Source organism: Bartonella sp. W8167 (assembly GCF_016100335.1).
GTDB lineage: Bacteria > Pseudomonadota > Alphaproteobacteria > Rhizobiales > Rhizobiaceae > Bartonella > Bartonella apis.
Window position 1 is genome coordinate 1110556 of sequence record NZ_JACFSQ010000001.1, and the last position, 25574, is coordinate 1136129.

Sequence of the window (25574 nt, forward strand, 5' to 3'; positions counted from 1 at the left end):
GTGCAGGATTAAATAAAACCGGAGTTGGGGCGGTTATTTCAGTCCCTAACTGCAAAAAGGCAGGACAGCGATCAGATGTTGCAAAAAAAATCCAGTACGTTTCCGGCGGGTATTTTAGGCGGGCTCTTTGCTGCCGTCCTTGCAACAGCTATTATGAGTTTTTTTCTGGTTTTTCCGCCACTTGCACTGCTACTCGGTTGCTTCATGACTCTGCCGATTTTTATCGTTGCATTCGGCTGGGGCACGATTGCCAGTATCATTTCTCTTATCACAGCAACAATCGTTCTGGTGTTTGCACAAAATCTCTATATCGGTCTCGGCTTTGCCTTGCTGTTTTTTCTTCCGGCTGTTTATGGCTCCTGGCTTCTCGGACTTGCCGAAACAGATAAAGAAGGACACACAGTTCAATGGTATCCGCTGTCGTCGGTTATATTTTTACTGACAGGCTTTATCTCGATCATTTGTGTTATTATCGGCACAATATTGCATAACAACCCGACGACACCGATTATTGCGGGTGAAGTTGCCAATTTTGTTGCAAATTCCTTACGCGAGACCAATTCGGCATCGGAAGCCGACATCGTCACCTTCCATGATTTTCTGGTAACCAATATCGTTCCTTTGTTGTCAAGCAGTCTGGCCACTTATGGAGTGCTTTTTCTAATCGGGAATTTGTATTTTTCGCTTGTCGGTGCGCAACGCATGAAACGGCTTGCACGCCCGCGCGATGACTGGCCGAAAAAATTCCGTCTACCAATACCCGCGCTGGTAATTTTTATTGTCGCCTTTGGTGCCACTTTTTTTAAGCTCGGTACGTTTCTCAATCTTTGTGCATCGGTCTTCAACACAACCTTTACTTTGGCAATCTCAATGACAGGACTTGCCTATTTGCACAACCTTACTCGCGGCATGAGTGGACGCATTTTCATCCTCGGATTTGTCTACATTGCCCTTTTCACTTTCGTATTCACCTTACCGGTATCACTCATTCTGCTTTTGATGGGGATCTGGACGACTATTCAAGAAAGCCGCAAAAGCGGCGAAACAAAACAATAAAAGCAGCTGAAAGGAATTTAAAATGGATGTTATTCTTCTTGAGCGCATTGCCCGCTTGGGGCAAATGGGCGACACTGTCTCTGTAAAAGATGGTTTTGCTCGCAACTTTCTTTTCCCTCAGGGAAAAGCTTTGCGTGCAAACGAGGCCAACAAAAAGAAATTCGAGAATGAGAGAGCACAGCTCGAAGCACGCAATCTTGAACGCAAGAGCGAAGCCCAACAAGTTGCTGACAAGCTTGACGGCAAGACATTCGTAGTTATCCGCTCTGCAGGTGAAACAGGCCAGCTATACGGTTCGGTTTCGACACGTGATATTGCCGATGTTATTACCGCTGACGGTTTTTCAATCATTCGTACACAAGTTGAACTTAACCACCCGATCAAGTCGATCGGCCTTCACAATGTGGCTGTCAATCTCCACCCGGAAGTACAGGTCAATGTGACCATCAATATTGCCCGTTCTGCTGAAGAAGCCGAACGTCAGGCTGCCGGCGAGGATTTGACTTCGATCGAGGCTATTTACGGAATTGAAGAACAGCCTTTGGCAGAAGAAGTCTTTGACGAAGAAGGTGCCGAACACGAAGCAGAGAAAAAGGCCGAGGAACAGGCTCAAGAAAAGGAAGCTGAATAAGCTTTTTGCGTCGGTTCACAAGTTAAGACTTGCGAGTGCGACGCACTGCCCCAGTAGTCTGGAACAGTTGTTTCTTGACATGTCAAAAAAAAATGAACACACCCGATCTTTAAGGTCGGGTGTTTTTTTAACAAATGGGCACTATAAACGGTGCATCGGTTGAAATAGACTTTCGAAAGCTGATTTAAACACTCCTCTGTGGGTAAACATGCGGCCGAATTATTGAATGAAAGATGGGACTCGATAGATGTTTGCTTTGTTGAAGACGGCTGCCAGCCACATTATTACCAAAGGTAATTTGACAATTACCGATTCACGCGGGGTCACATACCAATTCGGTGATCAGACTGGCACACCGATTCAAATTCGCTTTACATCGGCAAAATGGGAACGCGAGGTAGCGCTCGACCCTGCATTGAAACTGGGCGAAGCCTATATGGATGGCGGTTTTACTTTTATAAAAGGTGATATTTATTCACTACTCGAAACGATTTTTGAAAGTACCGGTCCGATTGCAGAAAATGAATTGTGGATGAAAGCGTTCTATTTCATCCGCACAGCGACAAAACGATTCGTCCAGATGAATACGTTGCGTCGTTCTGCAAAAAACGTCGAACATCATTACGATCTGTCAGGCAAACTTTACGAGATGTTTCTTGATCCTGATCGTCAATATTCATGTGGTTATTTTGAAAATCCAAATGTCAGTCTTGCCGAAGCACAACTTGCCAAAAAACGGCATCTTGCGGCCAAGCTCCAAGTCAAGCAAGGTGAAAACCTCCTTGATATCGGCTGCGGTTGGGGAGGATTGGGGCTTTATTTTGCACGGGTTCTCGGTGCAAATGTTACAGGTGTTACGCTTTCCCATGAGCAACATGGCATTGCCAACCAGCGCGCCGAAGATATGGGACTTCAAGATAAAGCCAAATTTTTGCTTCTTGACTATCGCAAACTGAATGATGCCTTCGATAAAATCGTTTCCGTGGGTATGTTCGAGCATGTCGGGATCGGCCATTACAAAGAATATTTCGACCATGTCAAAAGATTGTTGAAACCGGATGGCCGCTTCGTTCTCCATTCAATTGGCCGCTCGGGCGAACCGGGGGCAACGAATCCGTGGATTGCCAAATATATTTTCCCCGGTGGCTATATTCCATCATTATCGGAAGTTATACCGGTCATTGAAAAAAGTGGCCTTGTCATTACCGATATCGAGATATTACGGTTGCATTATGCCGAAACATTAAAGGCTTGGCGCGAAGCTTTCCTCGCCCACTGGGACGAGGCAAAAGCACTCTATGACGAACGTTTTTGCCGTATGTGGGAATTCTACCTCGCAGCATCCGAAAGCGCTTTCCGCTGGCAAGGTATGATGGTTTTTCAGATACAGCTTGCCCACAAGCAGGATACTGTTCCCTTGACTCGCGATTACATTATCGAAGAAGAAGCCAGACTTAAAAAAATTGACGCTGATCCGAATATAGAAGCAACCCGGAAAGATGAAAAGAAGACTGCCGGAACAGCAAAAAAAACGAGCGGTGCTTCTGCCCCGGAACCTGTAAAATCACACGGAAAAACCAAAGTTTCGAAAGAAGAAAAGAAATAGGTCGTGTGGCTACAAAAAAGCAGACTTTTCAAGCCACTTTCCTTGCACTATCTCCACCCCCATCTTAAATCAAAAAAATGCTGTGTGTGCTTAAGCATGCGGCATTTTTCCTTCTTATAGACCGCTATTTTTCCTTGAAGCGAAGGCTATTTCTTGGTCTTCCGGAATGCCGTTTCCGGTCATCAAGCAAGCCTTATGGGTTTTAATAGTGGCGTTCAGTGCGTTTTCTTATCATTTCCCACGTGTTGAACGGGGATGAACGAGGGAAACAGGTAAAAATGCAAGGAAACAGAAAAAAAAGTGGCGATCACTACCCACAATGGGGTAAAGTAGACGGGTTTTCCAATTCGACAAAATTCAGGCGAGCAGCAAAAGACTAATGTCAGAAGCAAAAGTTCTTAACATCGGACAAACCAATGGTGACGAGGCACTTCCGTTCAGGCAGGTTCCGCATAATATAGAAGCGGAACAGGCTCTCCTCGGTGCAATTCTTATCAACAATGATGCTCTCGACCGAGTGTCCGATTTTTTGAAGCCTGAACATTTTTTCGAGCCTTTACATCAAACAATTTTCGCTGTTCTGAGCGAGATGATCAAAAACGGCAAGCTTGCCAATCCGGTCACAATCAAGCCGTTTATTCCGGCTGATGAAAAAATCGGCGATATGACGGTTTATACCTATGTTGTTCGCATGGCGACAGAAGCTGTCACCATCATCAATGCAGAAGATTATGGCCGTGCTATTTATGATCTTTATACACGTCGCTCTTTGATTGATCTTGGAAACGAGATCGTCAATACCGCATATGATGCACCGATTGATCTTACTCCTTCGAAACAGATCGAAAATGTCGAGCAAAAATTGTTCACACTTGCCGAAACCGGTAAATATGGTGGAGGCTTTGAAAGTTTCGATGATGCGGTAAAAAAAGCCATTGATATGGCGGGAGCTGCAAAAAAACGCACTTCCCGGCTGTCCGGCATCCCTACACAGCTCAAGAAACTCGACGAGCAAATGGGCGGCTTGCAACGTTCCGACCTTATCATCCTTGCCGGTCGTCCGGGTATGGGTAAAACTTCACTTGCAACCAATATCGCTTTCAATATCGCAAATGCTTATATCAAAGCGAAGGAAAACAACCTTCCGGCAGAAGAGAATGAAGGTGGAATCGTCGGTTTCTTCTCGCTTGAAATGTCATCCGAACAATTGGCAACACGTATTATTTCCGAGCAGGCGGAAGTATCGTCCTCGAAAATCCGCCGCGGTGATATTACCGAAGACCAGTTTGCCAAACTCCTCCATTCGATGACAAGATTGCAGAAGGCGCCACTTTATATCGACCAGACAGGTGGCATTTCGATTGCGCAGCTTTCAGCCCGCGCGCGACGGCTTAAACGCCAGCATGGCCTCGACGTTTTGGTGATTGACTATGTTCAATTGATGACCGGTGTTTCGAAACGTGCTTCGGAAAACCGTGTTCAGGAAATTACCGAAATCACGACCGGTTTGAAGTCGCTTGCCAAAGAGCTCAATATACCGATCATTGCTTTGTCGCAGCTTTCCCGTCAGGTTGAAGCACGTGATGACAAACGCCCGCAACTTTCCGATCTTCGTGAATCCGGTTCTATCGAGCAGGATGCCGATGTCGTGCTGTTTGTTTATCGCGATGAATATTATATCAAAAACAAAGAACCCAAACTTGGCAGTGAAGAACACATGAAATGGCAAGCCGAGATGGAAGAAGTCTTCGGCAAGGCCGAGGTGATTGTGGCAAAACAGCGTCATGGACCGACAGGAACTGTAAGATTGGCGTTCCAGGCCGAATATACCCGCTTTTCGGATCTTGCCGACAGTGACAAGCTACCAGAGCAATTCGGCTGATCGTAATGGCAAAAACACGCACCCAGTTTGTCTGTCAAAATTGCGGCACAGTCTATTCCCAATGGGCCGGAAAATGCGATGCATGTGGCGAATGGAACACCATTGTCGAAGAAGGAACCAGCGGTGGCATAGGCGGCGGCCCCGCCAAAAGCAGCCGTAAGGGGCGTGTTGTCGCCCTTACATCGCTTTCGGGAGCTATTGAAGATGCTCCACGGATAAAATCGGGAATTGCCGAACTTGATCGTGTTACTGGCGGTGGCTTTGTGAGGGGCTCGGCACTGCTTGTTGGTGGTGATCCGGGCATCGGAAAATCGACACTTTTGACGCAGGCCGCAGCAGCGCTTTCGCACCAAGGTTATCACGTTATCTATGTTTCCGGTGAAGAAGCAGTTGCTCAAATCCGTTTGCGTGCGCAACGTTTAGGGGCTGCCAATTCGGCTGTCGAGCTTGCTGCTGAAACCAATGTCGAAGATATTCTCGCAACGCTTACAAATGCAAAAAAGCCTGATCTGGTCATTATCGATTCCATACAGACGCTTTGGTCTGAAGCGGTCGATTCTTCTCCCGGAACAGTCACACAGGTGAGAACCGGAGCACAGGCGATGATACGTTTTGCCAAGAAAACGGGCGCCGCCGTTGTACTGGTTGGTCATGTCACAAAAGATGGACAAATCGCCGGCCCCCGTGTTGTCGAACATATGGTCGACGGCGTGCTTTATTTCGAGGGTGAAGGCGGACACCAATATAGAATTTTAAGAACCGTGAAAAATCGCTTCGGCCCGACAGATGAGATCGGTGTTTTTGAAATGTCGGATCATGGATTGAGAGAGGTTAACAATCCTTCCGAATTATTTCTGGGTGAACGCAATAGCAATGCGCCCGGTGCAGCGGTTTTTGCCGGCATGGAAGGGACACGTCCTGTCCTTGTTGAAATACAGGCACTCGTTGCACCGACTTCGCTCGGGACACCAAGACGGGCTGTGGTTGGATGGGATAGCAACCGGCTCTCTATGATTCTCGCGGTTCTTGAAGCCCATTGCGGCGTGCGTTTCGGGCAGCATGATGTTTATCTCAACGTTGCTGGCGGATATCGCATTTCGGAGCCTGCTGCCGATCTTGCAGTGGCAGCAGCGCTTGTTTCTTCGCTTGCCGGAATTGCGCTGCCGCCGAATTATGTTTTTTTCGGTGAAGTCAGTCTATCGGGAGCGGTGCGTGCGGTTGCCCATTCCGGTCAAAGATTGAAAGAAGCAGACAAACTCGGATTTAAAGGTGCAATTCTGCCATCAGGCACAACCGAAACCATCAAATCGCCGTCTTTCAGGCAGAGAAGCTTTGCAGACTTGCCTGAACTTGTTGCAGCAATTGCTTCCGGAAAAAGGCGGCCTTCGCCTTCAACACAGAATTGAGTTTGTGGACAAAAGGCTGGCTTAATACTTTTAAAGTGCAGGAAATATTGATATTGGTTTTGCAAACTGGCATTGAAGACATAATTGACGAAACTGTCATTATATTTTGCCGATTGAAGCGAACTTAAGGACAAGCCTGATGTTCATGACAGCCCTTGACGGCCTGGTTATTGTAGTAATCCTCTTTTCTGCCTTTCTGGCCATGGTGCGTGGCTTTTCGCGGGAAGTGTTATCGTTGGCATCATGGGTCATTGCGGCTATTGCGGCTGTGCTTCTTTATAAGAACCTCCTGCCCTTTGTGGAATCCTATCTTTCCAATAAGACCATTGCACTCATTGCCAGTCTGGCAATCATCTTTGTTGTTGTTTTCATCATTGTTTCAATCATCACAATGAAAATTGCCGACGTGATTATAGATAGCCGAATTGGTGCGCTCGATCGCACAGTGGGATTTATCTTCGGTGTTGTGCGCGGAATTTTTATCATGGTTATCGCCATGTTGCTTGTTAACCAGCTAATCAAACCGGAAGATCAGGCGCCCTGGCTCAAGGACGCAAAAACCAAACCGATGCTTGATTCTTTGAGCAACCAGATTTGGGAATTGTTACCCAAAGATCCGGATTGGGTTTTTGACAAAGCCTCGAGCGTTCTGAAAAAAGATGAACCGTCCAATACCGATAGCGGTGTTGGCGATAGTCCGGCTCAACCGGGTGACTGAATTTAAATGGGTGGCATAATGCCACCCATTTTTGCCTATATTGGGTGATTTGATAAAGAGTATATTTATATCTCAACAGGATGGTCGAAATGATGAATGAGGTCTTAGGTGAGCCGGATTTTTATTCCGATGATGACACGTTACATGAAGAATGTGGTGTCTTCGGAATTCTCGGACATGACGATGCGGCGACATTAACAGCACTTGGCCTCCATGCCTTGCAACATCGTGGACAGGAAGCAGCCGGCATCGTTTCTTATGATGGACACGTTTTCCATCAGGAAAAGCATATGGGGCTTGTTGGCGACCATTACACCAACCCGCAAACCTTGGCCAATCTTCCTGGTAACCGTGCGATCGGTCACACACGTTATTCGACAACGGGTGAAACGGCGTTGCGCAATGTCCAGCCTCTCTTTGCCGAACTTGAAGTGGGCGGCATTGCCATTGCCCATAATGGCAACCTTACCAACGGGCTCACAATACGCCGCCAGCTCATTGCATCAGGTGCAATTTGCCAATCGACATCAGATTCGGAAGTTGTCCTTCATCTCATTGCTCGCTCGCGTCATGCAAAATCATCCGAACGTTTTGTCGATGCCATTCGCCAGATCGAGGGTGGCTTTGCAATGATTGCGATGACCCGTTCAAAGCTTATTGCTGCTCGCGACCCCGTCGGCATCCGGCCGCTCGTCATGGGTGAACTTGATGGCAAACCTATATTCTGCTCGGAAACCTGCGCGCTTGATATTATCGGCGCCAAATATATCCGTGACGTCGAAAATGGCGAGGTTATTATCTGTCAGCTCCAAAAAGACGGAGAAGTCACAATCAAAACGATCAAGCCAAAAGATAAAAAACCGGAAAAACTTTGCCTTTTCGAATATGTCTATTTTGCCCGTCCGGATTCAATCATGGGCGGACGTAGCGTCTATAATGCACGCAAAAATATGGGAATTTATCTCGCCAAAGAAGCCCCTTGTGATGGCGATGTCGTTGTCCCTGTTCCCGACGGAGGCACACCGGCGGCACTCGGTTACGCTCAACAAAGCGGCATTCCATTCGAACTTGGTATTATTCGTAACCATTATGTCGGCCGGACATTCATCGAACCGACACAACAAATCCGCGCCTTCGGCGTTAAACTTAAACACTCGGCAAATCGCCCGGTTATTGAAGGAAAACGCGTTATCCTGATTGACGACTCGATTGTTCGCGGCACAACGTCAATCAAAATCGTACAGATGCTACGTGAAGCTGGAGCCAAAGAAGTCCATATACGCGTCGCAAGTCCAATGATCTTTTATCCCGATTTTTACGGCATTGATACTCCTGAAGCATCAAAACTTCTAGCCAATCAATTTCCTGATTTGAAATCCATGTGTGAATTTATTGGTGCAGACTCGTTACAATTTTTGTCTCTCGACGGACTTTATATGGCCGTTGGAGGTGAGGTCAGGAATAATGCCGATCCCCAATTTACCGACCATTATTTCACCGGCGATTATCCGACACGGCTGGTTGATGAAGAAAATGCCGATAATGTTCATAAGCTCTCTGTGTTGAATTGCGGGGGATGATGGAAAATATGCTCTCATTCGACCTTAAAGGGCGCGTCGCCCTCGTAACCGGTGCTTCACGGGGTATCGGTTACCATCTCGCGCTGGAACTTGCCAAACGCGGTGCTCACATCATTGCCGTTGCCCGTACTATCGGCGGCTTGGAGGAGCTTGATGACAAAATCGTCAAAGCAGGTTCCACTGCAACTTTAGTGCCGCTTGATCTTCATGATATGGAAGCCATCGACAGATTGGGAAACGAGATTAACGAACGCTGGCATAAACTTGATATTCTGGTTGCTAATGCCGGTGTTTTGGGTTCCATTTCGCCGGTTGCTCATGTCGAAGCCAAGACATTTGAAGATGTGTTTGAAATCAACGTTATCAGCCAGTGGCGCCTGATCCGTGCTGTCGAACCGCTTTTAAAAAAGTCGGATTGTGCGCGCGCAATTCTTTTTTCTTCCGGCGTTGTGCATAAACCAAGAGCTTTTTGGGGGCCTTATGCGGCTTCAAAAGCTGCTTTTGAAGTGTTGGGGCGCTGTTGGGCTGACGAGTTGAAGAACACCTCTGTTAAAGTGAATATGGCAAGTCCCGGTGCAACACGCACCGCTATGCGTGCGCAAGCCATGCCTGGAGAGGATCCGAACACATTGCCATCTGCCGAGGAAATTGCGGCCAAGATTGTTCAGCTCGCTTCCCCCGATCTTGAAGAGACGGGCCGGTTTTTCGATGCCCGTAAAAATCGTTTTCTTATCTATCATGTTCCCGACTAGGAAAACCGTACTGCGCAGTAAAATGACGTGCGGTTTTTCTGAAGGATTATCTTAAAAAAACGGTCTGCACGTTTTCCTGGTGCAGACCGTTCAATATTTTCGGTGTCAGTGGCACATGATCTATCGCTGAAACGGCGCTGCTTTATTTGATTTAGGTTCCGAAATTCTTGAACGAGGGCATAGATTTCAAAGGCATTTTATTTATGACAATAGAAGTCATGCCGAACAGATAGAGACACGCTAACATGAACTTTGACGACTGAAAGGGCCACAAAATTCTGGAAAGCGCTTTAAGATATCAGCAAGCGCTTCAGGTTTGAAGAACGACTTTTCATTCTGGTTCTCGAAATCCGGCTTACTCCGCCGATATTTCAATTAGAGCATTGAGACTCAAGAATTTTTACGCCTGTTTTCAGGCTGCAAGAGACTCAGAAGTCTAATCTTTGTCTTCCTGTTCGTTTTCATCCGGCATTTCGACACCGTCTTTTATTTTTGCAGCTTCTCGAACCGAACGTTTTTGATAGGCGATCAAGCTGAATGGCAAAAATACCATATAGCCGATTGCCGTAACGAGCAGTACCTGCCACGTGTAAGTAGCAAGAAAGCCGACATAGATCACAACAACAAGCATACCGGGTATAACGACATCGCGGCGCAATTGCTGACCGACTGTTTTACCGTTCCAGACAGGCAGACGACTAATGAGAAGAAAAGCGATAACAACCGTATAAAGGCTGAAAACCAAAGCCCAGCCGGCGCCCGGTTCAAGACCGAGGCAGCCAAGATATATGGGTAGCAATACCAACAACGCTCCGGCAGGAGCCGGTACACCCACAAAATACTCCCTCTGCCAGCGCGGAATATGCTTGTTATCAATCATGACATTGAAACGGGCAAGCCGCAAACAACAGGCTATGCAGTAAACAAGTGCCGCTATCCAGCCTACCTGATGAGCCTGATTGAGAAGAAAAGAATAGACAATCAATGCCGGCGCGACACCGAAGTTTACCACATCGGCCAAGGAGTCCATCTGTGCCCCGAATGACGAACCACCGCCCATAAGACGCGCCAACCGCCCATCGACACCATCAAGGACAGCAGCAAGCAAAACCATTAAAATCGCCGTTTCAAAACGGTGTTCAAACGCCAGACGTATACTGCTTACACCTGCGCATATCGCTAGAATTGTGATAACGTTAGGAAGAACAAAGCGTATCGAAATTGATCGACGCGGCTTCACATCATCATTTTTGTGTCCCTCGGGGTCAAAAGAAGAAAAAGGCGAAGAACTCTCCATTAAAATCTAATCCAGTCTAAAGTCTGTTATGGTCGCGCTTTTGTCAAACGAAGCAAAAACAGTTTCACCGGCAATAGCCTTCTGCCCGATTGCCACCCGTAATTTTACATGGGCTGGCAGATAAACATCAAGTCTGGAACCAAAGCGGATAAGACCGAACCGTTTGCCTGCGACCACAGGTTCATTTTCCTTCGACCAGCATACTATGCGACGGGCAACAAGACCAGCCACTTGTACAACGCCGATATCGCCATGGGCTGTTTCAATGACAAGGCTGTTTCTTTCATTATGATCGCTCGCCTTGTCGAGTTCGGCATTTCCGAACTTTCCCGGACGGTAGACAATGGACTTCACAACACCATCCATCGGAATGCGATTGATGTGGCAGGAAAATATATCCATGAACACCGATACCCGCATCATCTCTTCGTTGCCCAGGCCAAGTTCTTTGGGCGGCATAAACATACCGACGAAGGAAATGCGGCCATCAGCCGGACTCATAACAAGGTTCATGTCAATCGGTGTGACCCGTTCCGGATCGCGAAAAAAATAGATGCACCAGATAGTAAGCACCAAACCGAACCAGAAAAGCGGATCCCACATCCAGCCAAGGACCAGCGATAAAATGAAGAATCCGACGATAAACGGGTACCCTTCCTTATGGATGGGCGCAAAACCGTTACGAACCGATCTTACAATGCTCATACGCGTATACCCCATTTATCTTACACCGTACCCACCCGTTCAACACGAAGCCGGTTCCTATTTATCCAATCAATGTGAAAAAAGCGATAGTTTGTTTCATCGTTGTCTGCAAGATAGTTGTCAATGATGGGAGACAATGCCCAACTCATCTTCCTCTCGAATTTTGCGCAATTGTTCTTCTGCCTTGGAAGCTTCAAGCTGTTTGTGCCACATTGAAGCATAAAGGCCACCTTTGGCGAGCAATTCATCATGTTTGCCGCGTTCGATAATCCGTCCACCTTTTAACACCAGAATTTCATCCGCACCGATGATTGTGGAAAGCCTGTGAGCGACAACCAAAGTCGTGCGTCCGCGGCTCACAACATCAAGTGCATACTGGATTTCAAGTTCCGTTGCCGTATCAAGTGCGGATGTTGCCTCATCAAGTATCAGGATTGGTGGAGCTTTGAGAATCGTACGGGCAATAGCAACACGTTGTTTTTCTCCCCCTGAAAGCTTTAATCCGCGTTCGCCGACCATGGACTGGTAACCATCTGGCAGTTGCGCGATAAAATCCCCTATTTGCGCCATTTCAGCCGCTTTTTTTACTTCTTCATTCGATGCATCCGGACGGCCATAGCGGATATTATAGGCAATTGTATCATTAAAAAGCACTGTATCCTGTGGCACCATGCCGATTGCATTACGCAAACTTTTCTGGGTAACGGAACGGATATCCTGTCCATCAATCGTAATCGAACCTTTTTGGACGTCATAAAAGCGGAATAGCAATCGAGAAATTGTCGATTTTCCTGCCCCTGAAGGGCCGACTATTGCAACAGTTTTTCCGGCCGGTACTGAAAAATCTATATCTTTGAGAATTTGCCGGTTTGTATCGTAAGAAAATTCGACATGATTGAAGCGAATTTCGCCTTCTTTGACGATGAGAGGTTTTGCATCGGATGCATCAGTCACTTCCTGTTTGACATCCAGAAGATCAAACATCGCTTCAATATCTGTCAAACCTTGGCGCACTTCGCGATAAATCGAACCGATGAAATTGAGCGGTATCGAAAGTTGCATGAGCAGCGCATTGATGAAAACAAAATCTCCAAGCGTTTGCGTGCCATGCATGACTTCATATGCCGACATCAACATCATCACTGCCATGCCGGCACCGAATATGACCGCCTGACCGAAATTGAGCCACCCCAGTGAAATCCAGGTTTTTATGGCTGCCTTTTCATAGCCCGCCATAGAGCTATCAAAGCGTTTTGCCTCAAGGTCTTCATTACCGAAATATTTCACCGTCTCGTAATTTAAAAGCGAGTCGATTGCCCTTGTGTTTGCTTCTGTATCGGACTCGTTCATCTCACGGCGTATTGAAATGCGCCAATTGCTTGCCTTGATTGTAAACCACGTATAGAGCCCGACAGTAATTGCGACAACGCTCATATAATGCCAGCCGTAGCTGATGTAGACCACCAGCGCAGTGAGAGCGAACTCCAGAACGGTCGGCGCTGTATTCAATATTGAAAAGCGGACAATTGCCTCGATGCCTTTTGTCCCGCGTTCTATCACACGCGATAAACCGCCGGTTCGCCTTTCAAGATGAAACCGCAAAGACAGTTCATGCATGTGAACGAAAGTCTGATAGGCCAATCTCCTGACAGCATGTTGGCCAACGGTTGCAAACAAAGCATCACGTAACTGGTTTAAACCGGCCTGTAAGATTCGTGCCACATTATAGGCAAGAACCATCATAAACGGTGCAGCAAAGATCGCTGGCAGCCAGGAAGGTGGTGTATAATCGACATTTAAAGCATTTGTGGCATATTTGAAAAAATACGGAACCGAAATCAAAACCAGTTTAGACAAAACAAGATAGAGAACTGCCCATAAAACGCGCAGCTTTAGATCCGGCCTATCAGATGGCCACATATAAGGCCAAAGATTAAGGATAGTACGAAATGTATTTCCGGAATCGGCCGAAACGGTTTTCGCTCTGTTTGGTTCTGTCATTTTTCTTTCAAATCAGTTTGAGCAGTTGTTGCTTTCGATTTTTGCAGGTTGTCTATCTCGGGTAAAATCAATTCCTGACCGATTGTGATATGGTCACGATTTTTCAAGGCGTCCGAATTAGCCGAGTATATTGCTTCTCTATAACGGCTCGAACCGTAAACTTTTTCAGCAATAGACGATAAACTATCCCCCTTTTCGACAATCACGGTTTTTACCGGCTTGCCATCACGATAAAGCTGGTTCACAGGGTGATGGCGTTCATCAATACGAAAAGGTATGGCTAACGAGCCGACATTTTCGCCACTGTCATTAAATAGATCGACACGAAAAACATGGTCACCCGAAAAGAGCGACACAAAGCGGGAAAGTGAAAAGCTTCCCCTATCATTAGTCTTGTCACTTCCAAAGCGCATATTTCCAAGCGTTGCAATGACTTGCATATCCTTTTCAGCCTGCCCGCTAATTGTCAAAATACTGTTTTTATAAGTAACTCGGGTTACATCAAAATTTTTATCGGTTTTTTTACCTATCTTGATAATAGCGGGCACCCCGGAAATAAAGCGCGAGGGGCCTGCCGGATCATTCATAAAAGCGGTCATCCCGTGTTCGCCCTTATGGGAAATAATGACAGTTACTGTTTCAAGTGACGTGAATGATTTTCCTGACTGATCTGTTGCCCTCAAGACAAAATGATATTGTCCTTTACCGAGGATTTTGTCCAATGTCAGTGTAAAGCTGCCTTTTTCATCTGCATTCGTCTTGCCAAGTTTTCGTGCTCCGTCGATAAGTTCGACTTTGGCATTTGCGGGAGCCTTGCCGACGATGACGGCATAGTTTTCATCGTTCAACATGAAACTCTCGAAACTCGGACTTTCGAGTTGGTCGGGCTGTCCATTATTTTTCAATTCATCAGCATGAAGAGTGCCGACAAACGAAATAAATGCCACAATCAATATGGGCGTTAAAGTTACGGCAAATTTTTTCATCGACAAAAAGAATGCCATGAACAATCCTGTTTAAAGCACAATAAAAAACTTTTTATGTCCTATTCCATTTGTCGCCCAAACGGAATACCAAACCCGTTGAATTGATCCTTTTCCTCAATCTTCCATTTTTCCTTGACGGGAATTTCATTAAACGGCAAAACATCACCCATGACAAAAATCAATTCTATCTGTGTTTATTGTGGTTCTTCTAAGGGGAACAATCCCGATTATGTCCAATCGGCCAACCGGCTTGGCCAATTGCTGGCTGAAGCCGGCATTACGCTTGTTTATGGTGGAGGAACGAGCGGCATTATGGGCACAATCGCCCAATCAGTAAAAAGCAATGGCGGAAAAGTCGTAGGAATCATTCCCGATTTTCTTATCAAAAAAGAAGCCAGGAATAAGAATGATGATCTCTTTGACGAGTTCATTGTTACCGAAACAATGCATCAGCGCAAACAACTGATGTTCGATCGCTCCGATGCTTTCCTTGCCCTACCCGGCGGCATTGGAACACTGGAAGAAATAGTCGAGATCATGACATGGGCGCAACTTGGACGGCATACAAAGCCGATAGCCTTTGCAAACATTGATGGCTTTTATAACCCGATGATTGCTCTTCTCGACCATATGGCAAGACAAGGCTTCATCCATTCCGACCACAGGCTTAAACCGCTTGTAATTGACAATATAGAAAAGATTGTCACCGCTCTCTCGAAAAATTAAAGTCTGATTTGAATGTAAGTCTTTAGAGGATTTCGATATCTCGGGGTCGATTCAAAAAAAATTATCGCCTTCGGATTTTCTAAAATCTATCAGAGTCTTGATATATCTTATTTTTCGGAAACTTTTTTAAGTTCAATAATTGTATCTTTCGTTTGTCTTTGTTTTTTCATTGAAAGGCTCGCGGCGGTATAAACAACGAGGCTCAACCAGATCAATGAAAAGGCAAAGAGTTGCACTGGCGAAAAGGGCTCGTGAAAAACAAAAATTGCGATTAAAAATAGAAATGTCGGCGTCAGATATTGCATGAGCCCCAAGGTCGTCAAATTCAGCATCTTGGCACCAACCGCAAACAGAATAAACGGAATAGCAGTAAAGGGGCCTGCCAAAACGAGCAATCCTGCATCCTTCCATGTACTGTGGAAGAAATAATCCTCGCCCGTTGCTATAAAATAACCACATCCAATAAGCGCCGGTATGGTCATAATCAATGTTTCAAGTGCAAACCCTTCGGTAGGTCCAATGGGCAAGGACTTCCTGAAAAAAGCATAAAATCCGAAAGTCACCGGCAATAATATTGCGATCCAAGGTAGGCCACCGGCGTTTATCGTCAAAATGAAAACGGCGACAAAAGCGAGTGCAATTGAAAACCACTGCCAGGAATTCAAGCGTTCATGCAGAAAAACAAGCGCCAGCATGACATTGACCAAAGGGTTTATATAATAACCGAGCGCTGCATCAACAGCGTGGTTATTGGCGATCGCCCAAATGTAAATGCTCCAATTGGCCGTAATCAGCGCCGATGTCAGGAACGCCATAGCCACCATTTTCGGCTGCATTAATGCGTCCCGAAGGGCATGCATGTGCCCGATCACAATAATGATGCCAAGTGCGATAGGAAGCGACCACAAAACGCGATAAACAACCACTTCCATGACCGGAATATGAGCTACTGCCTTCATATAAAGCGGAAAGATGCCCCATATGACATAGGCACCAAGTGCCGCGAAAAAGCCTGAAATATTGGCCGGAAATATCTTGCTCTCTTTCAAAACAGGCTTTTTCATAAGCATTTGTCAAACGGTCCCGCTCTTTTCGAATCTCGTGAAAATCAGGAAGTTGTCCCTCTGACAATAAAAAGTCCAGTACGCGTTCTGCCATTCCGGCTTTTTTCCTCGTACCATTCGGCGGCATAGATATCATCAATGGCAACTTTTTTCTTCTTTAATTGCTCTTCAAGCCAGGCTTCATCTTTACCTATTTCGTCAAGACTGCCATCAACAATGCTGCCATTTTTGACGACAAGCGTTGCATTTTTTCCTTCTTCCTTGCGGATAACCGAGAGACTTCCATTCGATTCAAGACGCGCAAAAGCAACTTCATGAAGTGCACAGCCCTTGATTCTAAGCATGGTTGCAAAGTCGTTGACATCAATATTGAGCCGTTTGATTTCATCCATCTGGAATTTTCCGTCAAGCACCAATGCAACATCACCACCTGCCACAAGATTATGAAAAAATACCGAATGACGACGGAGATAATTCAAACCGATGACGAGTAGTTGCCAGATAATCAAAACAATCAATAACTCAATAACGGTGATTTTCGGATTATAGATGACACCGCCTATAATACCGCCCATCACAAAATTGCTGATCAAGTCAGTCGGTGTCATTTGACTGAGACTTCCACGACCGCTTGTTCTCAGTACCAGCAAAAATACTGCAAGCCCTATAAAAAGTTTGAGTGCCACATAGCCATAACCCAAAAGGTAATCCATTCGTTACACCTTCTTCATCATTGCCAGTGGCGAATTCTGGCGGGATTAATGTTTGATTTCCCAATGTGTCACGCGTTCGCCTGTTTGCGGATTTTTTTCGTCCCTCAGCAAAATGTTTTTCTTTCCAAGCTCGTCTCTGATCCGATCGGCCTCAGCCCAGTTTTTGTCTTTGATAAATGACAAGCGTTTGGCAATTTGGCTCTCGACATACTCGCTATCTATCCCGCTTTTTTTATTAAACAGTGAACAGTCTTCGTCATCCAGCCAGTCATCATGCAACAACCCCATGAGCTCCATGCCGGATTTGAGTGCTTTAGCATCCTGCGATTTATAATATTGGCGCAAATATGTGATGGCACTCCAGCAATTGAGATCCTCTCCCAGAGCATCGACAACTTCCTCACTTGTCGGTGTTCTATCCGATGAACGAATTTTTTGCTGACGCAACAGTTCATACCAGCGATAGAGTTCGCTACTTGATTCCGCAAGGCGCTGGGCTGTCCAGTTTAACGGTTCACGATAATGCGTTTGCAACATGGAAAGGCGCGCACTCAAGCCCACCCATTGGTTGCGCAATTTTTCGTCATTTTGCGAAGAAATTTCATCAAGGCTGGTTTCCAACACATCATGAATGGTGATGAAATTACCCAGACTTTTGGACATTTTCTGCCCTTCGACCTGAAGAAAACCGTTATGCATCCACAAATTTGCCATGCGCTCTGTTCCAAAGGCCGAACAGCTTTGAGCAATCTCGTTTTCATGATGGGGAAAAACCAGATCGATTCCGCCACCATGAATATCGAAAATATTATTCTGCGGATTATCGCATTGAAGCCCCCCACCAAACGGCACCAACAATTTTGCCATAGACATTGCGGAACATTCAATGTGCCAGCCCGGACGCCCTTTGGCTTTAATTCCGGCAGGAGAAGTCCAGCCCGGTTCCCCCTCTTTCGAGGGCTTCCACAAAACAAAATCCATTTCGTCACGCTTATAGGCGGCGACATCAACACGAGCACCTGCCAACATTTCGTCAAGCGACCGGTGTGCCAAGGCACCATAACGGGGATGATTTCCCATACTGGAAACAGAAAACAGCACATGATCTTCGGCGACATAGGCATGACCACGTTCAATCAACCGTTCAATCATTGCGCGCATATTATCAAGATTATCTGTTGCACGGGGCTGCGTTGTAGGAGATAAGCAGCCAAGCGCTGCTACGTCTTCCTGAAACTGCTTGTTGGTTTTATCTGTCAGAATGCGGATGGCGTCGTTTAACGGAATATCCGGATAATCGCGGACAGCGCGTGCGTTGATTTTGTCATCCACATCAGTAATGTTACGGGCATAGATGACATGATCTTTGCCATAGACATGACGCAGCAAGCGAAACAACACGTCAAAAACCACGACCGGACGCGCATTGCCGATATGGGCATAATCATAAACGGTAGGGCCGCAAACATATAAACGCACCTTATTGGCGTCAATCGGATGGAAATCCTCTTTTGTTCTGGTCAACGTGTTATAAAAATGCAAATTGGTCATCAATAATCTTTCATCTGTCAGGAAACGCCGGCACCTTGGAAATTCATTTTAAAACGGTCAAGGCATTTACCCTTATTATTCTTAAATATCTCGCTTGGGCATTTAGAAAAGGTCAAATTGGTCTTTATTCTTTAAAGTTTTCCCCTGCTTTTCAACCTGCTGTTTTCGAACTTTATCAGTTTGCGTACCGCGTTTGTTTTTTTGCTCTTCGTTAACGACCAATCGCTCTTTCACGTCTTTGCCAAAATAGGAAGCATTGTTGATTTTATCGGATACGGGGTAAACATAAAGGTGTTCGGCTGGCGTATTCTTTAAAATATCCATAACATCAGAGGGTCGAAAATTCCGGCAATCAAGCCATCTATCAATATCCTCCCGCCTGACAATGACGGGCATACGGTGGTGGATTTCTGCAAGTGGCGATTTTGCTTCTGTTGTCAAAATAGCAGCGGTGTCGATTTGCGAGCCTTCGCGACCATTCCAGGTTTCCATAAGGCCGGCAAAACCGATGATAGAATGATCATCAAGTGAAGCGTGATAAGGCTGTGATCTGCCGCGTGATTGTTTTTTCCATTCATAGAAACCTGTCGCCGGAATAATGACACGGTGATGACGAAGCGCATTTGTAAACGCTTTTTTCACTGCCACTGTTTCGGAACGTATATTGAATGTTAGTGGCCATTGATCAGGATTTTTCGTCCAGCCCGGAATAAACCCCCAGCGTACTAGCAAGGCATCATGCTTGGGCCTGTTCGATAAAGCATCGCGATAAGCTTCCGGCGCCTTGATTACCAAAATCGGTTGCGTTGGCGCAATATTATAGCGTTTCGGGAAATCTTCCTCGATCCAAGCATCAAAAGCATTGGCAACCTCGTTTTTCGAGGCCTCAAGCTCATACCGCCCACACATGGCTACCCTTCTTAATTCAACAATTTAAAGTTTTTGCAGTCAAAAACCGGCTTTTCCAAACAGAAAAACGTCAATTGACGTCGCGTGAACATTCTTGCCGTCACCAGAAATATGCTTTTGGCGACGAAAGGCCAATCTTTCTTCGCCGGACAAGCTATGAATTTTGCATTAATAATAGCCGGTCTTGCCAACAAAAACAAAATACATCCAAACAGATTTGGTAATTTTAAACCAATCAGGCGCTTCAAGGACTTTCCGGTCACGTTTTGGCATTGCTTACAGGACATGAAAAGCCCTATAGAAATATCCTTATCACGATAGCTTTTTGTCTGAATAACAAAATGAGTCCGATAACATGCACAAGTATTTGAAAACCCTTGTCATTATGGCTTTTCTTTTGACTTCGATACCAGCCGGTGCCGAGCAGGTACCCCAATATGATGCGAAAATGTTGCGGCTTGCTGAAATACTCGGTTCACTTCATTACTTGCGCAATCTATGCGGGGAGAAAACGCCTTTATGGCGTGACAAGATGGAAGAGCTGATCAAAGCCGAAAATCCCGCACCAACGCGTCGTGCCCGCCTTTACGCGAGCTTTAACGATGCCTATCGTGCTTTTTCAGATAATTATCATACATGTACAAAAGCAGCCGTTGATGCTGATCGCCGTTACATCAAGGAAGGTACAGCCCTTTCACATGAACTTTTGAACCGTTATGGCAATTAACCTTTTTTGACTATTAAGACTGACAGGCGGTGAAATTGTGCTAATGTATTTCACCAAACAGCACTGATAGAACGAGTTCACTGATGAGCCAATCGAATACTGATCTTTCGGCCATTATTGCTGAAGAACAAAAACATGTAGCCCATGAATTTCAATCGGAAGCGTGGATCGGCGGTATTTCCAATGGTATTGAACCTGAAATCCTCGCCGAAGCTGCTTTTGATACCGCGCTTAAATATTTGTTAAAAGCGCGTAACGAAAAACAGGTGCTCGATTTTTTATCCCATATGCGCGACAAAGTGGTAATGGGTGAACTTAGCGATCATAAAACGATTCAATAAAGGATTTTATTTCATTGAAATCATTTGTTTTTTGCTTGCTCTTGGGGGCTTTGTCACTTTATTCACCTGTTGCCAATTCTGTCAACGTCGCATCAACCGATTTAACTGATGACACTTTAAAAGTGCACACCGACGTACCGAAAGTCGATGACGCTGCTAACCCTATTCCATTACCGGAAGCAAAGAAAAGCAAAAGTGCAAACAGCAATGATACCCCGCCAAAGGTGGAATACGACATTGAAAAACTGCCCGCGCCAGTAAAACTGATGCGACAAAAAATTATTGATGCGGCAAAAAGTGGTGACGTCAACAATCTGAAACCATTGTTGGGCACAAGTAGTGACCCGACGCAACTTTCCGTTTCAGATAATGTCAGAGATCCGATCGATTATATCAAAAAGCTTTCCGGCGATGGTGATGGCCTTGAAACCATGGCTATCATGATTGACCTTCTCAATTCCGGTTATGTGCATCTTGACGAGGAAGACGACGAGGAAATTTACGTCTGGCCCTATTTCGTTGCCATGCCAATTGATAAGCTTACAAAGCCCCAGCTTGTCGAGTTGTTCCAGATTATGACGGCCGGTGACCTTGAAGAAATGAAAGAAATCGGCACATATTCTTTTTTCAGAATTGGCATTACGCCCGATGGCAAATGGCGGTTTTTCATCACCGGTGACTAGTCGTTTTCATCAATTACTTGAACAGTGATTATTTTAAAATGGCGCGCTTCAATTTCACAAAACTCACCGTTCCATTCATTAGTGATCATTGCTTTTAGGATTTCCGATTGATTGTCTTTAAAAGTTCAGGAAGATCGGAGAGCTTTTCGACCTTGAAATAGCGGCCATTGTCATCCGGTTCATCTGCCATTTCATGAACCCAGGTAATATCGTAAGGTATGTAGACTGCAAATGCGCCTGCTTCGAGAGCGGGCAGAACATCCGATTTCAACGAATTACCGACCATTGCAAATTCGTTCTTATTCACTCTATTGCGTTTTAACAGTTCTTCATAAACGGTTTTGTCTTTATGGCTGACAATTTCAATGGCATCAAAATAGCTTTTTAATCCCGATTTTTCGAGCTTACGGCCTTGTTCCACGAGGTCGCCTTTGCTTATCAGTAGAAGACGGTAATTTTTATGGAGGGCTTCAAGCACTTCAACGACGCCGCCGATCAAATTTACCGGTTTATCCATCAAGGATTGGCCAAGCGAAATTATCTCTTTCATCTTTGAAGACGGGATAGCCTCGTTATAAACGTGGCTTGCTGTTTCGATCATTGAAAGTGTGAATGACTTGAAACCGTAACCATAAAGACCAAGGTTACGCGCAATTGTCAAAAAAAGTGTGCTTTCAATTATTTCTTTATCGGCACAACTCCCAAGAAGCTGAACAAAATATTGTTCAGCCTCCCGAAATGTTTTCTCGTTATGCCAAAGCGTATCATCGGCATCAAGACCGACAGTTTTGATGCTCATTTTGACGCATCAATTTGTGTGATGTAGGCATTCCAGAAATTCGATCGGCTCGCCGGTCGATGGTGTAACGATTTCACCCTGCCACATAACAGTTTTCCCGCGAATGATCGTGCCAACCGGCCACCCCTTGACCTTCTTGCCGTCATAAGGTGTCCAACCCGCCTTGGAACCGATTTGTTCGTTGCGGATAATTTCTTCACGCTTCAAATCGACAATTGTCAGATCGGCATCATATCCGGCCGCAATGCGCCCCTTCCGGCTGATACCGAAAACACGATTGGGACCATGAGAAGTAAGATCGACAAAGCGTTCCAGCGAAAGCCTGCCAGCGTTGACATGGTCAAGCATAATGGCTGCTGTGGTCTGCACACCGGTCATACCGGAAGGAGAAGCCGGATAAGTTTTCAGTTTTTCTTCCAATGTGTGTGGTGCATGGTCGGAACCGAGAACGTCAATAATGCCTTGTCTAATGCCATACCATATACCGGCACGATGGCGGCTTTCACGGATTGGCGGGTTCATCTGGATGAGTGTACCAAGGCGGGCATAATCATCAGCTGTCAAAGTCAGGTGATGTTGCGTTGCTTCAAGAGTGGCAACATCCTTATGGTCTTTGAGAAACTCGATTTCCTCGGCTGTCGAAACATGAAGAACGTGAATGCGTGCACCGGTTTTATGTGCAATTTTCACGAGCCTTTTTGTGCAACGGAGTGCTGCTTCCACGTCACGCCAGACCGGATGGGATGTTGGGTCACCTTCGACACGCAAATATTTGCGCTCATTAAGCCGTGCTTCATCTTCCGAGTGGAATGCCGCCCGACGACGGGTGTGTTTCAGAATTTCTGTAACGCCTTCGTCATCCGCAACAAGCAGATTACCCGTTGATGACCCCATAAATACCTTTATACCGGCAGCACCTGGTAAACGTTCAAGTTCGCCCACATCGCGGGCATTTTCATGTGTTCCACCGACCCAGAAAGCAAAGTCGCAATGCATCCGGTGGTAGCCGCGTTTCACTTTGTCGGCAAGGGCAGCCTCACTTGTTGTCAATGGATTGGTATTCGGCATTTCAAAGACTGCTGTCACTCCGCCCAATACGGCAGAACGTGAACCGGTTTCAAGATCTTCTTTATATTCGCCACCGGGTTCGCGAAAATGCACCTGACTATCAATCATACCAGGCAGAATATGAAGTCCCGTGCAATCAACCGTTTCACCAGCCGAACAAGCCGACAGATCGCCTATTTCAGCGATGCGTCCATTAACAATGCCAATGTCCCTTTGACCAATACCGTCATGATTGACAACTGTTCCACCTTTAAAAATCTTATCAAATGTTCTCGACATTACTTTTGCTCCTTGCAGCCCATAACTATACCGATTACGTAAATGCGAGAAGAAAGGCAAGGAAAATGGTCGAAAATCACTGCTCGCTCACCCTCGAAAACCGCCGTGTATTAACGATTACAGGCGAAGATAGAACGCATTTTCTGGAACGGTTGATCACCACCGATGTTGAAAAAATAGGTGCCGGAGAAATGGTGGCCGGTGCGCTGCTGTCGCCGCAAGGGAAGGTGATTTTCGACTTTCTGATCGGTCGTATTGACGACGGTTTCGTCATTGATATTTCGGCCGACCTTGCCGACAGTTTCAAAAAACGCCTAACCCTTTATCGTTTGCGGTCGAAAGTCGAAATTAGTGAGGCTCCTGAATCGGTTATAGGGATTTCTTGGCAAAATGATTCACTTACTTCAGAAAGTGATTCAAGTTTTGCCGATAAACGTTTTCCAGCAGAAGAAAAAGTCACCCGCTTTTACGGGAAAAACATAACCGCCCTCCCCTTTTTGCAAAGCTCGTCCGATCAGTGGGATCTTCTGCGCATAAAATATGGAATTGCCGAAAGTGGAAAAGATTTCAAAATTGGCGAGGTGTTCCCGCACGATATCAATTTTGATCAAACCGGTGCCATTTCCTATAAAAAAGGCTGTTATATCGGTCAGGAAGTGGTTTCCCGTATGCACCATAGAGGCACTATTCGCCGCAGGATGTTGGTCGTCGAAGGTGAAGACAATCTCCCTGCCACAGGCTCTATTGAATGTGAGGGAAAAACAATTGGCAATCTTGGTACAGTCATCGGCAAACACGCCTCGGCAATTGTGCGGATTGACAAGGTAAAGGCCGGCATTGACAAAAACGTTCCTTTTTTCGTGGAAAATGTGCCGGTCACTCTGACAATTGCACCCAATATGAATTACGGTTTTCCGGAAGATGTGTCGGAAGGTGAATAAATGGCTGACGCCGAAATAACAAGGACAGGAGAAGCACGTGCATGGCAACGTATGTTGTCGGGACGCAGGCTCGATCTCATAAATCCCTCTCCTCTGGATGTCGAAATCACCGACATTGCTCACGGTCTTGCGCGTGTCGCCCGTTGGAACGGCCAAACAAAAGGTGAATACGCCTATTCGGTTGCGCAACATTCGTTGCTGGTCGAGAAACTGTACCGTCGCTTATTTCCCGATGCCACAGCTGATGAAAAGCAACTCGCACTCCTCCACGACGCCCCCGAATATGTCATTGGCGATATGATTTCTCCTTTTAAAGCGGTTATGGGTGGCAGCTATGAGGTAATTGAAAAAAGGCTCGAAGATGCTATCCGCATCCGCTTCGGCCTTCCCACCGAACTTCGGGCGAAAATCGTCAAACAATTAAAGCAAGCCGATCGAATAGCAGCCTATTTTGAAGCGAGCACTCTTGCCGGCTTCAGCAAGGAAGAAGCAATCCGGTATTTCGGCGAGCCGGAAACGATAAAACCGCAAGGACTTGATCTTGTCGCGCGACCGACACCGCAAATTGAAGGTTCGTTTTTAGCCCGTTTCAATGCTATTGAAAAAGAAAGAGCCCAGTGATGGCATATCTTGTTGTTTCCCCGCTTTCGAAACTCGCAGAGACTGCAATACGCTACCAACCACGCGAACTTATTACTTTGATGAACAAGGGCACGGCGATGGAGCGTCCGGCTATGATTGCAGAAAATCGCCATTATTTTCTTGAATTCAATGACATTAACGAGCCTCAGGAAGGGCTTATTGCTCCGAGTGAAACCGAAATTTATAAACTTCTTGAAATCGCTAAAAACTGGAACCGTTCCTATCCGCTCCTTATAAACTGCTATATGGGGATTTCACGGTCAACTGCAGCAGCTTTTGTCATTGCCTGCGCTCTTGAACAGAAAAAAAGTGAAGCCGCAATTGCCCGACTTTTGAGAGAAAATTCGCCAACCGCCACACCTAACAAATTAATGGTCGAGCTTGCCGACAAAATCCTTGATCGTGGCGGGCGTATGAGTTCTGCTATTTTCGATATCGGTCGTGGTGCCGAAGCATTTGAAGGAACGCCTTTCATCCTACCCGTCGAGGCTTAATCGCTCCGCATGAGCAA

Annotated in this window: 25 protein-coding genes; 15 read left to right on the plus strand and 10 right to left on the minus strand. The window is 46.0% G+C overall.

Going from position 1 to position 25574, the window contains the following annotated elements; all coding sequences use genetic code 11:
* Window positions 1-75 precede the first annotated feature (75 nt).
* From H3V12_RS04595 to H3V12_RS04630, 8 genes are all read left to right on the plus strand, one after another.
* Window positions 76-1056 (plus strand): hypothetical protein, encoded by a 981-nt coding sequence (locus H3V12_RS04595; protein WP_198213096.1) that lies wholly within the window; start codon window positions 76-78, stop codon window positions 1054-1056.
* Between the two features lie 22 nt (window positions 1057-1078).
* Window positions 1079-1687, plus strand: coding sequence for a 50S ribosomal protein L9 (rplI, locus tag H3V12_RS04600; protein WP_198213098.1), 609 nt, complete (start codon window positions 1079-1081; stop codon window positions 1685-1687).
* A 247-nt stretch (window positions 1688-1934) separates the two neighbouring features.
* Window positions 1935-3293, plus strand: a complete 1359-nt coding sequence (locus H3V12_RS04605; RefSeq protein WP_198213100.1) for a cyclopropane-fatty-acyl-phospholipid synthase family protein — start codon at window positions 1935-1937, stop codon at window positions 3291-3293.
* Window positions 3294-3672: 379 nt separating this feature from the next.
* Window positions 3673-5175 (plus strand): replicative DNA helicase, encoded by a 1503-nt coding sequence (locus H3V12_RS04610; protein WP_198213102.1) that lies wholly within the window; start codon window positions 3673-3675, stop codon window positions 5173-5175.
* A 5-nt stretch (window positions 5176-5180) separates the two neighbouring features.
* Window positions 5181-6581 carry a DNA repair protein RadA gene (gene radA / locus H3V12_RS04615; RefSeq protein ID WP_198213104.1) on the plus strand — a complete coding sequence of 467 codons (1401 nt, stop codon included), beginning with the start codon at window positions 5181-5183 and terminating at the stop codon, window positions 6579-6581.
* A gap of 139 nt (window positions 6582-6720) precedes the next feature.
* Complete coding sequence (locus H3V12_RS04620) at window positions 6721-7299, plus strand: CvpA family protein (RefSeq protein ID WP_075870054.1); 579 nt, start codon at window positions 6721-6723, stop codon at window positions 7297-7299.
* Between the two features lie 89 nt (window positions 7300-7388).
* The gene (purF, locus tag H3V12_RS04625; RefSeq protein ID WP_198213106.1) at window positions 7389-8879 is read left to right on the plus strand and encodes an amidophosphoribosyltransferase; all 1491 of its coding nucleotides are present in this window, start codon (window positions 7389-7391) and stop codon (window positions 8877-8879) included.
* 8 nt (window positions 8880-8887) lie between these two features.
* Entirely contained in the window at window positions 8888-9631 is a 744-nt protein-coding gene (locus tag H3V12_RS04630) for an SDR family NAD(P)-dependent oxidoreductase (protein ID WP_143238810.1), read from the plus strand.
* A 436-nt stretch (window positions 9632-10067) separates the two neighbouring features.
* Here the strand turns inward: H3V12_RS04630 and pssA are convergent, their stop codons facing one another.
* From pssA to H3V12_RS04650, 4 genes are all read right to left on the minus strand, one after another.
* Window positions 10068-10928: a CDP-diacylglycerol--serine O-phosphatidyltransferase gene (pssA, locus tag H3V12_RS04635; protein WP_075915881.1), complete on the minus strand. Its 861-nt coding sequence runs from the start codon at window positions 10926-10928 to the stop codon at window positions 10068-10070.
* A 6-nt stretch (window positions 10929-10934) separates the two neighbouring features.
* Complete coding sequence (locus H3V12_RS04640; RefSeq protein ID WP_077970969.1) at window positions 10935-11633, minus strand: phosphatidylserine decarboxylase; 699 nt, start codon at window positions 11631-11633, stop codon at window positions 10935-10937.
* A 120-nt stretch (window positions 11634-11753) separates the two neighbouring features.
* Window positions 11754-13634 carry an ABC transporter ATP-binding protein/permease gene (locus tag H3V12_RS04645; RefSeq protein WP_198213108.1) on the minus strand — a complete coding sequence of 627 codons (1881 nt, stop codon included), beginning with the start codon at window positions 13632-13634 and terminating at the stop codon, window positions 11754-11756.
* A complete protein-coding gene (locus H3V12_RS04650) occupies window positions 13631-14638 on the minus strand; it encodes a LysM peptidoglycan-binding domain-containing protein (protein WP_198213110.1) in 1008 nt (335 codons plus the stop codon). Before H3V12_RS04650 ends, H3V12_RS04645 begins: the two co-directional genes overlap by 4 nt.
* Before the next feature lie 150 nt (window positions 14639-14788).
* Between H3V12_RS04650 and H3V12_RS04655 the strand changes: the two genes are divergently transcribed.
* Complete coding sequence (locus H3V12_RS04655; protein ID WP_198213112.1) at window positions 14789-15346, plus strand: TIGR00730 family Rossman fold protein; 558 nt, start codon at window positions 14789-14791, stop codon at window positions 15344-15346.
* 107 nt (window positions 15347-15453) lie between these two features.
* On the opposite strand, the gene rarD is transcribed toward H3V12_RS04655, so the two are convergent.
* The 4 genes from rarD to H3V12_RS04675 form a co-directional block, all read right to left on the minus strand.
* On the minus strand, window positions 15454-16410 hold the full coding sequence (gene rarD, locus H3V12_RS04660) for an EamA family transporter RarD (protein ID WP_198213818.1): 957 nt from the start codon (window positions 16408-16410) through the stop codon (window positions 15454-15456).
* Window positions 16411-16454: 44 nt separating this feature from the next.
* On the minus strand, window positions 16455-17123 hold the full coding sequence (locus H3V12_RS04665) for a DUF421 domain-containing protein (protein WP_198213114.1): 669 nt from the start codon (window positions 17121-17123) through the stop codon (window positions 16455-16457).
* A gap of 45 nt (window positions 17124-17168) precedes the next feature.
* Window positions 17169-18674, minus strand: coding sequence for a cysteine--tRNA ligase (gene cysS, locus H3V12_RS04670; protein WP_198213116.1), 1506 nt, complete (start codon window positions 18672-18674; stop codon window positions 17169-17171).
* Window positions 18675-18776: 102 nt separating this feature from the next.
* On the minus strand, window positions 18777-19583 hold the full coding sequence (locus H3V12_RS04675; RefSeq protein WP_198213118.1) for an SOS response-associated peptidase: 807 nt from the start codon (window positions 19581-19583) through the stop codon (window positions 18777-18779).
* 355 nt (window positions 19584-19938) lie between these two features.
* Here H3V12_RS04675 and H3V12_RS04680 point away from each other — a divergent pair, with 355 nt between their 5' ends.
* From H3V12_RS04680 to H3V12_RS04690, 3 genes are all read left to right on the plus strand, one after another.
* The gene (locus tag H3V12_RS04680) at window positions 19939-20310 is read left to right on the plus strand and encodes a TIGR02301 family protein (protein WP_198213120.1); all 372 of its coding nucleotides are present in this window, start codon (window positions 19939-19941) and stop codon (window positions 20308-20310) included.
* A gap of 83 nt (window positions 20311-20393) precedes the next feature.
* The gene (locus H3V12_RS04685; RefSeq protein WP_198213122.1) at window positions 20394-20651 is read left to right on the plus strand and encodes a hypothetical protein; all 258 of its coding nucleotides are present in this window, start codon (window positions 20394-20396) and stop codon (window positions 20649-20651) included.
* 14 nt (window positions 20652-20665) lie between these two features.
* The gene (locus tag H3V12_RS04690; RefSeq protein ID WP_198213124.1) at window positions 20666-21334 is read left to right on the plus strand and encodes a hypothetical protein; all 669 of its coding nucleotides are present in this window, start codon (window positions 20666-20668) and stop codon (window positions 21332-21334) included.
* Between the two features lie 94 nt (window positions 21335-21428).
* On the opposite strand, the gene H3V12_RS04695 is transcribed toward H3V12_RS04690, so the two are convergent.
* A complete protein-coding gene (locus H3V12_RS04695; protein ID WP_198213126.1) occupies window positions 21429-22133 on the minus strand; it encodes an HAD family hydrolase in 705 nt (234 codons plus the stop codon).
* A gap of 9 nt (window positions 22134-22142) precedes the next feature.
* Window positions 22143-23480, minus strand: a complete 1338-nt coding sequence (locus H3V12_RS04700; protein ID WP_198213128.1) for a dihydroorotase — start codon at window positions 23478-23480, stop codon at window positions 22143-22145.
* A gap of 65 nt (window positions 23481-23545) precedes the next feature.
* On the opposite strand from H3V12_RS04700, the gene H3V12_RS04705 reads away from it, so the two are divergent.
* Genes H3V12_RS04705 through H3V12_RS04715 form a run of 3 tightly spaced genes read left to right on the plus strand, consistent with a single transcriptional unit; the run spans window position 23546 to window position 25557 of the window.
* A complete protein-coding gene (locus H3V12_RS04705; protein WP_198213130.1) occupies window positions 23546-24421 on the plus strand; it encodes a folate-binding protein YgfZ in 876 nt (291 codons plus the stop codon).
* Window positions 24422-25042 carry an HD family hydrolase gene (locus tag H3V12_RS04710; RefSeq protein ID WP_198213132.1) on the plus strand — a complete coding sequence of 207 codons (621 nt, stop codon included), beginning with the start codon at window positions 24422-24424 and terminating at the stop codon, window positions 25040-25042.
* Window positions 25042-25557: a tyrosine protein phosphatase gene (locus H3V12_RS04715; RefSeq protein ID WP_198213134.1), complete on the plus strand. Its 516-nt coding sequence runs from the start codon at window positions 25042-25044 to the stop codon at window positions 25555-25557. The genes H3V12_RS04710 and H3V12_RS04715 overlap by 1 nt, the downstream gene beginning before the upstream one ends.
* The last annotated feature ends 17 nt before the right edge of the window (window positions 25558-25574 follow it).

Coding starts and splice junctions, on each gene's coding strand:
- H3V12_RS04595 (WP_198213096.1), top strand. CDS start 76: ATGTTGCAAAAAAAATCCAGTACGTTTCCGGCGGGTATTTTAGGCGGG.
- rplI (WP_198213098.1), top strand. CDS start 1,079: ATGGATGTTATTCTTCTTGAGCGCATTGCCCGCTTGGGGCAAATGGGC.
- H3V12_RS04605 (WP_198213100.1), top strand. CDS start 1,935: ATGTTTGCTTTGTTGAAGACGGCTGCCAGCCACATTATTACCAAAGGT.
- H3V12_RS04610 (WP_198213102.1), top strand. CDS start 3,673: ATGTCAGAAGCAAAAGTTCTTAACATCGGACAAACCAATGGTGACGAG.
- radA (WP_198213104.1), top strand. CDS start 5,181: ATGGCAAAAACACGCACCCAGTTTGTCTGTCAAAATTGCGGCACAGTC.
- H3V12_RS04620 (WP_075870054.1), top strand. CDS start 6,721: ATGTTCATGACAGCCCTTGACGGCCTGGTTATTGTAGTAATCCTCTTT.
- purF (WP_198213106.1), top strand. CDS start 7,389: ATGATGAATGAGGTCTTAGGTGAGCCGGATTTTTATTCCGATGATGAC.
- H3V12_RS04630 (WP_143238810.1), top strand. CDS start 8,888: ATGCTCTCATTCGACCTTAAAGGGCGCGTCGCCCTCGTAACCGGTGCT.
- pssA (WP_075915881.1), bottom strand. CDS start 10,928: ATGGAGAGTTCTTCGCCTTTTTCTTCTTTTGACCCCGAGGGACACAAA.
- H3V12_RS04640 (WP_077970969.1), bottom strand. CDS start 11,633: ATGAGCATTGTAAGATCGGTTCGTAACGGTTTTGCGCCCATCCATAAG.
- H3V12_RS04645 (WP_198213108.1), bottom strand. CDS start 13,634: ATGACAGAACCAAACAGAGCGAAAACCGTTTCGGCCGATTCCGGAAAT.
- H3V12_RS04650 (WP_198213110.1), bottom strand. CDS start 14,638: ATGGCATTCTTTTTGTCGATGAAAAAATTTGCCGTAACTTTAACGCCC.
- H3V12_RS04655 (WP_198213112.1), top strand. CDS start 14,789: ATGACAAAAATCAATTCTATCTGTGTTTATTGTGGTTCTTCTAAGGGG.
- rarD (WP_198213818.1), bottom strand. CDS start 16,410: ATGAAAAAGCCTGTTTTGAAAGAGAGCAAGATATTTCCGGCCAATATT.
- H3V12_RS04665 (WP_198213114.1), bottom strand. CDS start 17,123: ATGGATTACCTTTTGGGTTATGGCTATGTGGCACTCAAACTTTTTATA.
- cysS (WP_198213116.1), bottom strand. CDS start 18,674: ATGACCAATTTGCATTTTTATAACACGTTGACCAGAACAAAAGAGGAT.
- H3V12_RS04675 (WP_198213118.1), bottom strand. CDS start 19,583: ATGTGTGGGCGGTATGAGCTTGAGGCCTCGAAAAACGAGGTTGCCAAT.
- H3V12_RS04680 (WP_198213120.1), top strand. CDS start 19,939: ATGCACAAGTATTTGAAAACCCTTGTCATTATGGCTTTTCTTTTGACT.
- H3V12_RS04685 (WP_198213122.1), top strand. CDS start 20,394: ATGAGCCAATCGAATACTGATCTTTCGGCCATTATTGCTGAAGAACAA.
- H3V12_RS04695 (WP_198213126.1), bottom strand. CDS start 22,133: ATGAGCATCAAAACTGTCGGTCTTGATGCCGATGATACGCTTTGGCAT.
- H3V12_RS04700 (WP_198213128.1), bottom strand. CDS start 23,480: ATGTCGAGAACATTTGATAAGATTTTTAAAGGTGGAACAGTTGTCAAT.
- H3V12_RS04705 (WP_198213130.1), top strand. CDS start 23,546: ATGGTCGAAAATCACTGCTCGCTCACCCTCGAAAACCGCCGTGTATTA.
- H3V12_RS04710 (WP_198213132.1), top strand. CDS start 24,422: ATGGCTGACGCCGAAATAACAAGGACAGGAGAAGCACGTGCATGGCAA.
- H3V12_RS04715 (WP_198213134.1), top strand. CDS start 25,042: ATGGCATATCTTGTTGTTTCCCCGCTTTCGAAACTCGCAGAGACTGCA.